Raw genomic sequence first — 13,116 nt, forward strand, 5'->3', positions numbered from 1 at the left:
CCATCCCCCTCCTGTGGCGGAGTCGCGTCCGTGAGCCGTTCCCCGTCGGACCCTGCGGAACCGCCGGCGGTTCCGCAGGGTCCGACGGTACGAAAGACCTGACCCGGCCCTGGGGTGTCGGCCTCCTCGCCCCCGGTGCACGCTTCTGTCCTCATCTGCAAGGTTTTGACCGGTTACGGGGTGTGACTCGGGCCACGCGGAATGGGCGTAACGCTCCTGGGGAGAACGCGATGACCTAAGAGGTGACAGCCGCGGAGGGAATACGGACGCCGTTCACGGCGCTGTGCATCTTCCCGGCCCCCGCCCGCGCCGTCGGCCCATCCCCAAGCCGGCGGTCGGCCCCTGTCCACTGTGGACAGGGCCGGAAGCCGTTTTCCAACGTTCCGAGAGGTTGTTCGTGTCGGCCAGCACATCCCGTACGCTCCCGCCGGAGATCGCCGAGTCCGTCTCTGTCATGGCGCTCATCGAGCGGGGAAAGGCTGAGGGGCAGATCGCCGGCGATGACGTGCGTCGGGCCTTCGAAGCTGACCAGATTCCGGCCACTCAGTGGAAGAACGTACTGCGCAGCCTCAACCAGATCCTCGAGGAAGAGGGTGTGACGCTGATGGTCAGTGCCGCAGAGCCCAAGCGCACCCGCAAGAGCGTCGCAGCGAAGAGTCCCGCCAAGCGCACCGCCACCAAGGCCGTAGCGGCCAAGACGGCGACCCCCCGGAAGGCCACCGCCGCCGCGTCCGCGGCCCCGGCCGCCGACGCAGCCGCCGAGGAAGAGGCGGCGCCGAAGAAGGCGGCCGCCAAGAAGACCACCGCCAAGAAGGCGGCGGCGAAGAAGGCCACGGCCAAGAAGACCGCCGCGAAGAAGACGACGTCCAAGAAGGACGACGCCGAGCTGGTCGACGAGGAGGTCCTCGAGGAGACCAAGGTCGCGGACGAGCCCGAGGGCACCGAGAGCGCCGGCTTCGTGCTGTCCGACGAGGACGAGGACGACGCGCCGGCCCAGCAGGTCGCCGCCGCGGGCGCCACCGCCGACCCGGTCAAGGACTACCTCAAGCAGATCGGCAAGGTCCCGCTGCTCAACGCCGAGCAGGAGGTCGAGCTCGCCAAGCGCATCGAGGCGGGCCTGTTCGCCGAGGACAAGCTGGCGAACTCCGACAAGCTGGCGCCGAAGCTGAAGCGCGAGCTGGAGATCATCGCGGAGGACGGCCGCCGGGCCAAGAACCACCTGCTGGAGGCCAACCTCCGACTCGTGGTCTCCCTGGCCAAGCGCTACACCGGCCGCGGCATGCTCTTCCTGGACCTGATCCAGGAGGGCAACCTCGGTCTGATCCGCGCGGTCGAGAAGTTCGACTACACCAAGGGCTACAAGTTCTCCACGTACGCCACCTGGTGGATCCGTCAGGCGATCACCCGCGCCATGGCCGACCAGGCCCGCACCATCCGTATCCCGGTGCACATGGTCGAGGTCATCAACAAGCTCGCGCGCGTCCAGCGCCAGATGCTCCAGGACCTGGGCCGCGAGCCCACCCCGGAGGAACTGGCCAAGGAACTCGACATGACCCCGGAGAAGGTCATCGAGGTCCAGAAGTACGGCCGCGAGCCCATCTCCCTGCACACCCCGCTGGGCGAGGACGGCGACAGCGAGTTCGGTGACCTCATCGAGGACTCCGAGGCCGTCGTCCCGGCCGACGCCGTCAGCTTCACGCTGCTGCAGGAGCAGCTGCACTCCGTGCTCGACACCCTGTCGGAGCGCGAGGCGGGCGTCGTCTCCATGCGGTTCGGTCTCACCGACGGTCAGCCGAAGACCCTCGACGAGATCGGCAAGGTGTACGGCGTCACGCGTGAGCGGATCCGCCAGATCGAGTCGAAGACCATGTCGAAGCTGCGTCACCCGTCGCGTTCGCAGGTGCTGCGCGACTACCTCGACTAGGACGTAGCTTCCGCTACGGCCTGTCGCGCGCCGCTGTCCGTGAAGGCCCGGCCCCGCTCCAGGGGCCGGGCCTTCACGCTGTCGCGCGGGTGCGGGCCGCGATCACTTCCCTCACTGTGGGTGTCCAAGGTTCACCCCAGTGTGAGGAGCGTGCATGCGACGTCGACTTGCCAGGGCCCTGGCCCGGCCGCTGACCCTCGTGGCCGCGGGGACCGTCATACCACTGGCCTCGGCCGCTCCCGTCGCCGCCGACAGCGTCGTCGTCGGCGGCTTCCCCGTCGATGTGTCCCAGAGCCCGTACACCGTGGCGCTCTCCAGCCGTGACCGGTTCGGCGGTACGCGGGCGGGGCAGTTCTGCGGGGGTGTGGCGGTCGGACGGACCACCGTGCTCACCGCGGCCCACTGCATGGACCCCGAGGTGCTCGGCGCCTCCCCGGACCGGGTGCCCGACCTCAAGGTCATAGCCGGGCGTACGGAACTGCTCTCCGAGAGCGGTCAAGAGGTCGCCGTACGGAAGGCCTGGGTGAACCCGGACTACGACGGCGACACCAACTCCGGCGACTTCGCCGTGCTCAGCCTGGCCGAGCCGCTGCCCGCGGCCTCGGTCATAGGAATGGCAGGGTCGGGCGACCCTGCGTACCGCGCGGGCACGCCCGCCACGGTCTACGGCTGGGGGGACACCACCGGCTCCGGCAGCTACGCCGGCAGCCTGCACGGGGCGCGCGTACGGGTGCAGCCCGACTCCCTGTGCGAGAAGGCGTACTCCGGGGGCGCCAACGGCACCTACCGCGCCGAGACGATGCTGTGCGCGGGTGAGGCGGCCGGGGGCCGGGACGCCTGCCAGGGCGACAGCGGGGGGCCGCTCGTCGCCCAGGGGCGGCTCATAGGCCTGGTCTCCTGGGGAGCGGGCTGCGGCTGGGCCGGCAGCCCGGGGGTCTACACCCGCATCTCCGACGTCCTGGACACCCTGGGGTGGCCTGCGACGGCACAAAGCTGAGGGGCGCCTGCGGCCGCTGAGGGGCCTTGGCGGGGCCAAGCCTCCCAGGCCCCCGGCGGGCCCGGCGCGGGGCGTGTGAGCAGCATCTACGGCACTCAGCAGGGCCGCCGTGCTGTCACGGGGCCGCGTCCCATGACCCACGCCTGCTCCAGCCGCCTCCAGCGGCGCGGGGCGCCCATGCTGCAGTGACGGGCCGCGCCCGACACCTCACTGGGTGCCGGGTACCAGAGGAGCCCGCATGCAGCGCGCGACGGGGCCGCGCCCGACACCTCACTGCGGTGCCGGGCGCCGGAGGGGCTCGCATGCAGCGCGCTTGGGCTCAGAAGCGCACCTTCATCTGCGCCACGGTCGCGCCCGACCGTCCCAGCCGCCTCTCAGGCCACGGGCGTGCGACGGCCCCGCCCCACCCCAGCGGCAGCGAGAACGCAGACGGGCGGCGTCCTCCGCAAGGGAAGGACGCCGCCCGTTCGCCGGCCTGTGCCGGGCTGGCTGCTCGTCGTCGGACGCGAAGTGTCAGCGCTCCTCGTCAGGAGCGGCCTTCGGAGCGGTCAGCCGCTCCGTCTCGTCCTGTATCTCAGCGGCGATCTTCTTGAGTTCCGGCTCGAACTTGCGACCGTGGTGGGCGCAGAAGAGCAGTTCTCCACCGCTCAGCAGGACGACGCGCAGGTAAGCCTGGGCGCCGCAGCGGTCGCAGCGATCGGCGGCCGTCAGCGGGCTCGCGGGGGTCAGAACAGTAGTCACGTCGCCTCTTCTCTAGCTCGACGAGCTGTCGTACCAGGGTCAACATCCAACCAGCCCCAAAACGTTCCCGCTCGAGGCTTTTCCTCGAAAAAAATCTCCGAGGTGGCCGGCTGCTGCCGGTTGGCGGCGAATGTGCCGTAGTGCGTGTCTCTGTGTCGTACGGATTCGCGTCGTATCGGTGGTCGGCCCTCCCGGCTGGGTTGCCGGTTGTTCATGAGGACGTGCCCGGAGCCTAAATGGTTCATGCCTCGATGGGAACGTGATGTGTGCTTCACTCCATCGAGGGATCGAACACCCATGCGACTCTCGACTAGGGTGGGACCGAGACGAGGGTGGCGTTACAACGGCTCTACCAGGCCTCGGTACCCTCTCACCGGTGAACCAAGCCGCGCCCTTACCCAAGAGGGCCCCATCTGAAATTCAGCGAGGAGCGAACCGCGTGACCGCCGAGACGTCCGTGCCGTCGTCCACAGCGCTGCTGGCAGGAGCAGACCGGGACGGTTCCAACTACACCGCGCGGCACCTGCTCGTCCTCGAGGGGCTCGAGGCCGTGCGCAAGCGCCCCGGTATGTACATCGGGTCCACGGACAGCCGTGGCCTGATGCACTGCCTCTGGGAGATCATCGACAACGCCGTGGACGAGGCCCTCGGCGGCTACTGCGACCACATCGAGGTCGTCCTGCACGACGACGGCTCGGTGGAGGTCAAGGACAACGGCCGCGGCATCCCGGTCGACGTCGAGCCCAAGACCGGCCTCTCCGGTGTCGAGGTCGTCATGACCAAGCTGCACGCCGGCGGAAAGTTCGGCGGCGGCTCCTACGCCGCCTCCGGCGGTCTGCACGGCGTCGGCGCCTCCGTGGTGAACGCGCTCTCCGCGCGCCTCGACGTGGAGGTCGACCGCGGGGGCCACACCCACGCGATCAGCTTCCGCCGCGGCGTCCCCGGCGTCTTCTCCGGCCCCGGACCGGACGCGAAGTTCGAGCCCGGGAGCGGCCTGCGCAAGACCAAGAAGATCCCGAAGACCCGCAGCGGCACCCGCGTGCGCTACTGGGCGGACCGCCAGATCTTCCTCAAGGACGCCAAGCTCAACCTGGAGACCCTGCACGCGCGCGCCCGGCAGACCGCGTTCCTGGTGCCCGGCCTGACCATCGTCGTCCGCGACGAGTACGGGCTCGGCGAGGGCGGCAGCAAGGGTGAGGAGTCCTTCCGCTTCGACGGCGGCATCTCCGAGTTCTGCGAGTTCCTCGCCTCCGACCGGCCGATCTGCGACACGCTCCGCTTCACCGGGCAGGGCACCTTCAAGGAGACGGTCCCGGTCCTCGACGAGCACGGCCAGATGACGCCGACCGAGGTCACCCGCGAGCTCGGCGTCGACGTCGCGATGCGCTGGGGCACCGGCTACGAGACCACGGTCAAGTCCTTCGTCAACATCATCGCCACCCCCAAGGGCGGCACCCACGTCGCGGGCTTCGAGCAGGCCGTCGCCAAGACGATGAACGAGGTCCTGCGCGCCAAGAAGATGCTGCGCGTGGCCGAGGACGACGTCGTGAAGGACGACGCCCTCGAGGGCCTCACCGCGGTGGTCACGGTCCGACTCGCCGAACCTCAGTTCGAAGGTCAGACCAAGGAGGTGCTCGGCACCTCCGCGGCCCGCCGCATCGTGAACAACGTGGTCTCCAAGGAGCTCAAGGCGTTCCTGACCTCCACCAAGCGGGACGCCGCCCAGCAGGCCCGCGTGGTCATGGAGAAGGTCGTCGCCGCGGCCCGTACGCGCATCGCCGCCCGTCAGCACAAGGACGCGCAGCGCCGCAAGACGGCCCTGGAGTCCTCCTCGCTGCCCGCCAAGCTCGCCGACTGCCGAAGCGACGACGTCGACCGCAGCGAGCTGTTCATCGTCGAGGGCGACTCCGCGCTCGGCACGGCCAAGCTCGCCCGGAACTCCGAGTTCCAGGCGCTGCTGCCGATCCGCGGCAAGATCCTCAACGTGCAGAAGTCGTCCGTCACGGACATGCTCAAGAACGCCGAGTGCGGCGCGATCATCCAGGTCATAGGGGCCGGGTCCGGCCGGACCTTCGACATCGACGCGGCGCGCTACGGCAAGATCATCATGATGACCGACGCCGATGTGGACGGCTCCCACATCCGCACGCTGCTCCTGACCCTGTTCCACCGCTACATGCGGCCCATGGTCGAGGCCGGCCGGGTCTTCGCCGCCGTGCCGCCGCTGCACCGGATCGAGATCGTCCAGCCCAAGAAGGGCCAGGACAAGTACGTGTACACGTACTCGGACCGGGAGCTGCGGGACAAGCTCATGGAGCTCCAGAGGAAGGGCGTCCGCTACAAGGACTCGATCCAGCGCTACAAGGGTCTCGGCGAGATGGACGCCGACCAGCTGGCCGAGACCACGATGGACCCGCGCCACCGCACCCTGCGCCGGATCAACCTCACCGACCTCGAGGCCGCCGAGCAGGTCTTCGACCTCCTCATGGGCAACGACGTCGCGCCGCGCAAGGAGTTCATCTCCAGCTCCGCGGCCACGCTGGACCGCTCCCGCATCGACGCCTAGGAGCGCTCGGCCTCAGAAGGGGGGCCGCCGTCCCGGAGCATGACGGCGGCCCCCCTCCGTCATGCTCCCCGCACGCCCTGGTCACCTGATGGGGTGAAGCAGTACGGGAAGAAGAGTCAGGGAACTTCCCGTTCTGTCCATCCTTGGGTATGCAGCGAAGCAACGCGGGGGACGTGACCTACGACGATCCCTGGTACGACGCCCTGGCCTCGGGCTGGGGCGAATCCGCCGCGGCCGTGGCACTGCCGCCGGCCAGGCCCGAGCCGGCCGCCCCGCCCTCGGCGGCCGCCGACATCTACCTCGAGGTGCAGCGCAGCGCGGCCTTCCAGGAAGTGCGCCGCCGCTACCGGCGTTTCGTGGTCCCCGGAGCCGCCGCCTTCCTCCTCTGGTACGTCGCCTACGTCGTCACCGCCACCACCCTCCCCGGACTGATGGCGCGCCCCGTCGCGGGCGCGGTCAACGCCGGAATGCTCGCGGGTCTCGGCCAGTTCCTCACCACCTTCCTGCTCACCTGGGCCTATGTCCGCCACGCCCGGCTGCGGCGCGACCGCGCGGCGCTCGAACTGCGCTGGGACACCCAGGAGATGGCACGAGGCAGAGGCGGCGCGTCATGACGACCGACCACCGCACCACCGCCCTGCTGCTGTTCAGCGCCTTCGTCGCCGTCACTCTGATCATCACCACCTGGGTGAGCCGCCACCGCCAGGGCTCCGCCGAGGAGTTCTACGCGGGCAACCGTCTCTTCTCGCCGATGGAGAACGGTTTTGCCATCGCCGGCGACTACATGTCGGCCGCCTCCTTCCTCGGCATCTCCGGACTCATCGCCCTCGTCGGCTACGACGGCATGCTCTACTCGGTGGGCTTCCTGGTGGCCTGGCTGGTGGTGCTGTTCCTGGTCGCCGAACTGGTCCGCAACTGCGGCCGGTTCACACTCGCCGACGTGGTCGCCGCCCGGATGCGGGAGCGGCCGGTGCGCATCGCCGCCGGCACCTCCTCCGTCGCCGTCTCCGTGCTGTACCTGGTGGCGCAGATGGTCGGCGCGGGCAGCCTCGTCGCGCTCCTCCTCGGCGGCACCGGAGAGGCCGTGCAGGCCTGGACCGTGGTCGGCGTCGGCGCGCTCATGGTGATCTACGTGTCGCTCGGCGGCATGCGCGCCACCACCTGGATCCAGATCGTGAAGGCGGTCCTGCTGCTCGGCGGCACCGTCACCCTCACCGTCCTCGTCCTGCTGCGCTTCCACGGGGACGTCAACCGCCTGCTGCACACCGCCGCCGAACGCAGCGGCCATGGCGACGCGTTCCTCGCCCCCGGCCTCGCCTACGGCGGCGACTGGACCGCCCGCTTCGACTTCATCAGCCTCGGACTCGCCCTGGTCCTCGGCACGGCGGGCCTGCCGCACATCCTGTCCCGCTTCTACACCGTCCCCACCGCGCGCGCTGCCCGGCGGTCCGTGGTCTGGGCGATCGGACTCATCGGCGGCTTCTACCTGATGACCATCGTGCTGGGCTTCGGCGCCGCCGCCCTCATCGGCCCGGACGCCGTGCGGGCCTCGCACGCGTCGGGCAACACGGCCGTCCCGCTGCTCGCGCTCGACCTGGGCGGCGGCGCGGGCACCACCGGCGGAACGGTCCTCTTCGCGGTCGTCGCCGCGGTCGCCTTCGCCACGATCCTCGCCGTGGTCGCCGGGATCACGCTCGCCTCCTCGGCCTCCGTCGCCCACGACCTGTACGCCTCCCTGCGCCGGCCCGGCGGCAAGCCCCGCAGCGAGGTCGCCGTCGCGCGCGTCGCCGCCGTCGGCATCGGCGTCGTCGCGATCGCCCTCGGCCTGCTGGCCCGCGACCTCAACGTCGCGTTCCTCGTCGGCCTGGCCTTCGCCGTCGCCGCTTCCGCCAACCTGCCCGTGCTGCTCTACTCGCTGTTCTGGCGCGGCTTCACCACCCGGGGCGCCGTGTGGTCCGTCTACGGCGGTCTGATCCCGGCGGTGGTGCTGGTGCTGCTGTCCCCGGTGGTGTCCGGCAGCCCCGACTCCCTGTTCCCCGGCGTCGACTTCCAGCTCTTCCCGCTGCAGAACCCTGGACTGGTCTCCGTCCCGCTGGGCTTCCTCGCCGGCTGGCTCGGCACGGTCACCTCCACCGAGGTCCCCGACGAGGCCCGCCACGCCGAGACCGAGGTGCGGTCGCTGACGGGCGCGGGCGCGGCCTGACGAACAGCCGTTCCGGAGACGTACGGCGCCGGCATCCGTAGGGGAGGAGGGCACGGTTCCTTCCCCCGCCCCCACGAGCCGTGCCTCAGGCGCGGGTCGCCCACACGTAACGGTGTTCCGGGCGGCCCGCGTCCCCGTACCGCAGGGTCAGCGTGGCCCGTCCCGTGCGCTCCAGGAGCTTCAGATAGCGCTGGGCGGTCTGCCGGCTCACCCCGGTGCGTTCGGCGATCTCCTGGGCCGACAGCGGCTTCTCCGCGGCCGTCAGCGCCCGCCGTACGAGGTCCGCCGTGGTGGGGGAGTGCCCCTTGGGCAGCTGCGGCTCGGTCGCCTCCGACAGCGCGCCGAAGATGCGGTCCACCTCCGCCTGCTCCGCCTCGCCGCCGCCGTCCAGGGTGCGGCGCAGCCGCGCGTACGCCTCCAGCTTGCCGCGCAGCCCCGCGAAGGCGAACGGCTTGACCAGGTACTGCAGCGCGCCGTGCCGCATCGCCGCCTGAACCGTCGCCACGTCCCGCGCCGCCGTCACCATGATCACGTCGGCCTGGTGGCCGCGCCGCCGCATCTCCCTCACGACGTCCAGCCCCGTCTCGTCCGGCAGATAGTGGTCCATGAGGACGAGATCCACCCGGGGCACCGTCTCCACCCGCTCCAGCGCCTCGGCCGCGCTGTGCGCCGGACGTACGGCGTGGAAGCCGGGCACCTTGTCGACGTAGGCCGCGTTCACCCGCGCCACCCGGACGTCGTCGTCCACGACCAGGACCTCGATCACCGTGCCTCCTCGGCTGCCTTGGAGGGGGCGCCCGTGAGGGCGGCCGGCGGCTCCGGCTCGGTCAGCGCCTCCGGCAGGATCACGGTGAACTCGGCGCCCCCGCCCGGGGCCTCGCCCACGCGCGCGTCGCCCCCGTGCCGGTGTGCGAGCCGGCGCACCAGCGGCAGCCCGATGCCCCGCTCACGGTGGCCGGGCGGCTCCTTGGTGGACCAGCCCTCCGTGAAGATCAACTCCCGCTGCCCGGGCGGCACACCGGGGCCCGTGTCCCGCACCACGAGCACCGCCGTACGGCCCTCCGCGCGCAACTCGACCTCCACGCGCGCGTCGGGCGTACCGGCGACGGCGTCCAGCGCGTTGTCCACCAGATTGCCCACGACGGTCACCAGCCCGCGCGGGTCGACCAGCCGGTCCGGCAGGCGCGACCGGTCCGACAGCCTCAGGACCGCCCCGCGTTCGGCCGCCACCGTCGCCTTGCCCACCAGCAGCGCCGCCAGCAGCGGCTCCCGGATCCGCTCCGTGACCTGCTCCGACGTGGCCCGGTGGTCGCCCACCACCTCGCCGACGAACTCCACCGCGTCCTCGTACATCTCCAGCTCCAGCAGCCCCAGCAGGGTGTGCATACGGTTCGCGTGCTCGTGGTCCTGGGCACGCAGCGCGTCGATCAGCCCGCGCGTCGAGTCGAGCTCCCGGCCCAGCTGGTCCAGCTCGGTGCGGTCGCGCAGGGTGGCCACGGCGCCGCCGTCGTCCGTCGGCATACGGTTCGCGACCAGCACCCGCTGCCCGCGGACGGTGAGCAGGTCGGTGCCGGTCACCCGGCCCGCCAGCACGTCGGCCGTGCGGCCCGCGCCCAGCGCCTCGTCCGGCGAGCTGCCGACGGCCTCCTCGCCGATGCCCAGCAGCCGCTGCGCCTCGTCGTTCAGCAGACGGACACGCCCGTGGCGGTCCAGGGCCACGACGCCCTCCCGGATGCCGTGCAGCATCGCCTCGCGCTCCGCGAGCAGCGCGGCGATGTCGGAGAAGGCCAGGTCGCGGGTCTGCCGCTGGACCCGCCGGGAGATCAGCCAGGCCGCGAGCGCGCCCACCGCGAGCGCGCCGCCCGCGTAGGCGAACAGCCCCGGGATGGCATGGATCAGCCGCGCGCGGACGCTGTCGTAGGCGATGCCGACCGAGACCGCGCCGATCACCTCGCCGTCCGCGTCCCGCAACGGCACCTTGCCGCGCGCGGAACGGCCCAGGGTGCCCTCGTCGATCTCCATGACCTCACGGCCGGCCAGCGCCTCGCCGGGGTCGGTCGACACCAGGCCGCCGATCCGCTCCGGGTCGGTGTGCGACCAGCGCACGCCCCGCCGGTCCAGCACCACCACGTACTCCGCCCCGGTGGCCCGCCGGATCCGCTCCGCCTCCCGCTGCACCGGCCCGTCGGGCGTGGGCTTCGTGGCACGCAGGTCCTCGGCGATCTGCGGCTGCTGGGCGGTGGTCTGCGCGATCGCCAGGGCGCGGCGCATCGCCTGGTCGTCCAGCTGCTCGCCGAGCGGCGCGAGGAAGAGGCCGGTCGCCAGCACGGCGACTCCCGCGGCGATCGCCACCTGCATCAGCAGGACCTGGGAGAACACCCGCCGCGGCAGGCCGAGGCGCAGACGGCGAGCGGGGGTCGTGGGGGTCATGCCCCGACGGTACGTGGGGGAGGCGGGGGCGCCGTAGGGGGTGTGACGTGCTTCTCGTGGGGGTCAGCCGGCCATGGCCGCGGGGGCGAGCGCACGGACGTCGAGGACGTCCATCCGCGCGGGCGAGCCGAGGGGCGAGCCGCAGCTCTCCGGACGGGGCGGTCGGGAGGCGCCCTGCGCCACCTCGACGCGCCAGCGCCGCCCGTCGACGTGGGCGACGGTCACCGTCCAGTGGGGCGCGGCGCCCTCGGTCCGTACGACGCTCAGCGCCTCGGCGGCGTCCTCGCGCACGGCGCGCCGTACGGCCAGCTCGGCCGCCTGGCCGTGCCGCTCCCACGCGGAGGCGCCCCGGCACCCCTCGGTGACGATGCGGCCTTCCCGCACGCCGCACAGCACCTCCTTCACCGCGTGCGCCTCCGCCCGCCCGTAGGCGTAGCCGTACGGCAGCACCAGCACGGTGGGGGAGAAGCGGTGACCGCCGAGGTGGGTGACCTCCCAGACGCCCTCGACACCGGAGGACGCCAGCTCGGCTGCGAGGGGCCTGCCGAGCAGGGCGCAGCAGCGGTCGCGTTTGCCGTTGGTGCAGACGAGGGCGAGAGGGTCGCCGTCGTGGGGCGCGCCGCCCAGCACCGCGTCGAAGCTCGCGGTCTCGCCGCGGCCGAGGGCCGGGAAGTCGAGGTCGAGCAGGCGGGCGGGGTCGGTGGTGGTCGCGGAGTGCAGCCGGACGTCGCCCGGGACGGTGTGGGCGACGTACACGCGGCGCGTGGCGGGCATCCGGCTGTCCGCGTGGCGGCCGGGACGCCTGATGAGGGCGATGCGTACGCCGGTGCCCTTGGCAGCGGCCTCCAGGGCGCGGCCCAGGGCGGGGTCGAGATGGCTGGACGTGAGCGCCTTGGCACCCCACGGGCCGGGCTGCTCCAGCAGAAGCCAGGTCCGCGCGGTGGCCGCGGTCCCCGCGACGGGCTCGTGGAGCGCGCGGGAGACGGTTGAGCACGTGCTACTCACACAGGTGAGCCTAACCTGAGTTCCACTCCGGTGCCTTCTTGGCCCCCTGAGGTGCAATGCGCCCTACCTGCGTGGCATATGCCGAAAATGCCGGTGAGTAACAATGCTCGCGCACTTATCACCCTTGAGGGCTATTCCGGGAAAGTGAAGCCTCACGCCTTCGGGTTGCAGGGGTGTTACGTTCTCGGCGCGACCAGGTTCCACCCCTGTGCGCCTGTTTTCTTCAGCGGCGCGGACCTGCAAAGATACGCTCGCGCGTCGCGCGGCATCGAGCGCTGGTGCTCGTGCCCAGAGAACAGAGGAAATCAGTGAGTCAGATCGTTCGCCGTCTCGGCGTCGCTCCGCGTCTTCGAGGCAGTGCTACCGGGGCGACCTGCCCCGACTTGTTCGAGTTGGCCGATGGAAACTTCGCCGTCATCGGCACGGACGTCACTGATTCGCTGGAATCGCATCTACCCGCCGACGCTGCACGTGCCGACTATGAGCGCATCGTGGTGATTACCAGAGAAACCCTGGTCAAGGCGAAGCCGGACATCCCGGACGCTTAGGTCACTGATCGGTGGGCGGTTCGCCCACAACCCACCACTCGCCGGTGTCCGCTTCGTCTAGCTGCAGCAGAAGCTCGTCGATCATCTGAGCTATCTTGGCCTCCTCTGTCCCTTCGAGGCTGTCGCGATCGTGGCGTGTTGCTTCCCAGTAGTCCCTCACTATCGCGTTCTGGAACAAGGCTCTGGCGTGTTTGAAGAATTCGTCCAGGGTGAGGTTGCCGATGCGGTGGTAGTTCAGCAGGTTGGTGTACGCGGCGTTCGCGAACAGGTACTGTCGGCGCTTCTGGGTCGTGACAGGCACCTCGTACAGGTCCAGCACCTCGGCCAGTTCAGGGTCGTCAATTGCCTTGCTCAGCAACTCCCAGTGCTGCCGCTGCTGCATGGCCAGGTTGGCCCGCTGCTGATTGCTGGCCTGTTCTTCCAGGCGCTCAAGGCGCCGGTTGATCGCGTCCAACGTGCCCCGCTGTGCTGCCACCGCAGCGATTACCCCTGCAACCATCCCCAGACCGGCTGCGGTGACGGAGTGCAGCCTCCGCAGCCCCACGCTCTTTGTGCCCATGTCAAATACCCCCGATCAGGCCGCCGTCCGCCGGTCGTCGGGTGGTGGGTCGACTTCAGGGAACCGGCGAGCGGTGGGCGGCGCTTGCCGCCTTCCAGGGTGCCGAGCGGCTCTGATCGGCGGGAAGGCGGAGAGGAGGCGCA

Annotated in this window: 11 protein-coding genes; 6 read left to right on the top strand and 5 right to left on the bottom strand. The window is 70.9% G+C overall.

The window, feature by feature from the left end:
* Positions 1 to 397 precede the first annotated feature (397 nt).
* Both AY578_RS24805 and AY578_RS24810 read left to right on the top strand, forming a co-directional pair.
* On the top strand, positions 398 to 1,924 hold the full coding sequence (locus tag AY578_RS24805; RefSeq protein ID WP_026244048.1) for an RNA polymerase sigma factor: 1,527 nt from the start codon (positions 398 to 400) through the stop codon (positions 1,922 to 1,924).
* Between the two features lie 154 nt (positions 1,925 to 2,078).
* Entirely contained in the window at positions 2,079 to 2,921 is an 843-nt protein-coding gene (locus tag AY578_RS24810; protein WP_028960134.1) for a S1 family peptidase, read from the top strand.
* Between the two features lie 513 nt (positions 2,922 to 3,434).
* On the opposite strand, the gene AY578_RS24815 is transcribed toward AY578_RS24810, so the two are convergent.
* Positions 3,435 to 3,662 (bottom strand): DUF7455 domain-containing protein, encoded by a 228-nt coding sequence (locus AY578_RS24815; RefSeq protein WP_019526327.1) that lies wholly within the window; start codon positions 3,660 to 3,662, stop codon positions 3,435 to 3,437.
* A gap of 439 nt (positions 3,663 to 4,101) precedes the next feature.
* Between AY578_RS24815 and AY578_RS24820 the strand changes: the two genes are divergently transcribed.
* The 3 genes from AY578_RS24820 to AY578_RS24830 all read left to right on the top strand — a co-directional run bounded on the left by AY578_RS24820 (position 4,102) and on the right by AY578_RS24830 (position 8,431).
* Positions 4,102 to 6,228 (top strand): DNA gyrase/topoisomerase IV subunit B, encoded by a 2,127-nt coding sequence (locus AY578_RS24820; RefSeq protein WP_136238801.1) that lies wholly within the window; start codon positions 4,102 to 4,104, stop codon positions 6,226 to 6,228.
* 149 nt (positions 6,229 to 6,377) lie between these two features.
* Complete coding sequence (locus AY578_RS24825) at positions 6,378 to 6,842, top strand: DUF485 domain-containing protein (protein WP_028960133.1); 465 nt, start codon at positions 6,378 to 6,380, stop codon at positions 6,840 to 6,842.
* A complete protein-coding gene (locus tag AY578_RS24830) occupies positions 6,839 to 8,431 on the top strand; it encodes a monocarboxylic acid transporter (RefSeq protein WP_028960132.1) in 1,593 nt (530 codons plus the stop codon). Before AY578_RS24825 ends, AY578_RS24830 begins: the two co-directional genes overlap by 4 nt.
* 85 nt (positions 8,432 to 8,516) lie before the next feature.
* Here the strand turns inward: AY578_RS24830 and AY578_RS24835 are convergent, their stop codons facing one another.
* The 3 genes from AY578_RS24835 to AY578_RS24845 all read right to left on the bottom strand — a co-directional run bounded on the left by AY578_RS24835 (position 8,517) and on the right by AY578_RS24845 (position 11,866).
* Positions 8,517 to 9,197 carry a response regulator gene (locus AY578_RS24835; RefSeq protein ID WP_028960131.1) on the bottom strand — a complete coding sequence of 227 codons (681 nt, stop codon included), beginning with the start codon at positions 9,195 to 9,197 and terminating at the stop codon, positions 8,517 to 8,519.
* Entirely contained in the window at positions 9,194 to 10,861 is a 1,668-nt protein-coding gene (locus AY578_RS24840) for an ATP-binding protein (protein WP_210636794.1), read from the bottom strand. The genes AY578_RS24835 and AY578_RS24840 overlap by 4 nt, the downstream gene beginning before the upstream one ends.
* A gap of 63 nt (positions 10,862 to 10,924) precedes the next feature.
* On the bottom strand, positions 10,925 to 11,866 hold the full coding sequence (locus AY578_RS24845; protein WP_019526333.1) for a ferredoxin family protein: 942 nt from the start codon (positions 11,864 to 11,866) through the stop codon (positions 10,925 to 10,927).
* A gap of 308 nt (positions 11,867 to 12,174) precedes the next feature.
* Here AY578_RS24845 and AY578_RS24850 point away from each other — a divergent pair, with 308 nt between their 5' ends.
* Positions 12,175 to 12,414, top strand: a complete 240-nt coding sequence (locus AY578_RS24850; protein ID WP_019526334.1) for a hypothetical protein — start codon at positions 12,175 to 12,177, stop codon at positions 12,412 to 12,414.
* A 1-nt stretch (position 12,415) separates the two neighbouring features.
* Here AY578_RS24850 and AY578_RS24855 read toward each other — a convergent pair whose 3' ends face one another.
* Positions 12,416 to 12,973, bottom strand: a complete 558-nt coding sequence (locus AY578_RS24855) for a DUF6082 family protein (protein ID WP_258905554.1) — start codon at positions 12,971 to 12,973, stop codon at positions 12,416 to 12,418.
* Positions 12,974 to 13,116: the final 143 nt, after the last annotated feature.

The sequence above is a fragment of the Streptomyces thermocarboxydus genome (genome assembly GCF_024760485.1).
Classification (GTDB): domain Bacteria; phylum Actinomycetota; class Actinomycetes; order Streptomycetales; family Streptomycetaceae; genus Streptomyces; species Streptomyces cellulosae.

Coding starts and splice junctions, on each gene's coding strand:
- AY578_RS24855 (WP_258905554.1), bottom strand. CDS start 12,973: ATGGGCACAAAGAGCGTGGGGCTGCGGAGGCTGCACTCCGTCACCGCA.
- AY578_RS24825 (WP_028960133.1), top strand. CDS start 6,378: ATGCAGCGAAGCAACGCGGGGGACGTGACCTACGACGATCCCTGGTAC.
- AY578_RS24810 (WP_028960134.1), top strand. CDS start 2,079: ATGCGACGTCGACTTGCCAGGGCCCTGGCCCGGCCGCTGACCCTCGTG.
- AY578_RS24840 (WP_210636794.1), bottom strand. CDS start 10,861: ATGACCCCCACGACCCCCGCTCGCCGTCTGCGCCTCGGCCTGCCGCGG.
- AY578_RS24830 (WP_028960132.1), top strand. CDS start 6,839: ATGACGACCGACCACCGCACCACCGCCCTGCTGCTGTTCAGCGCCTTC.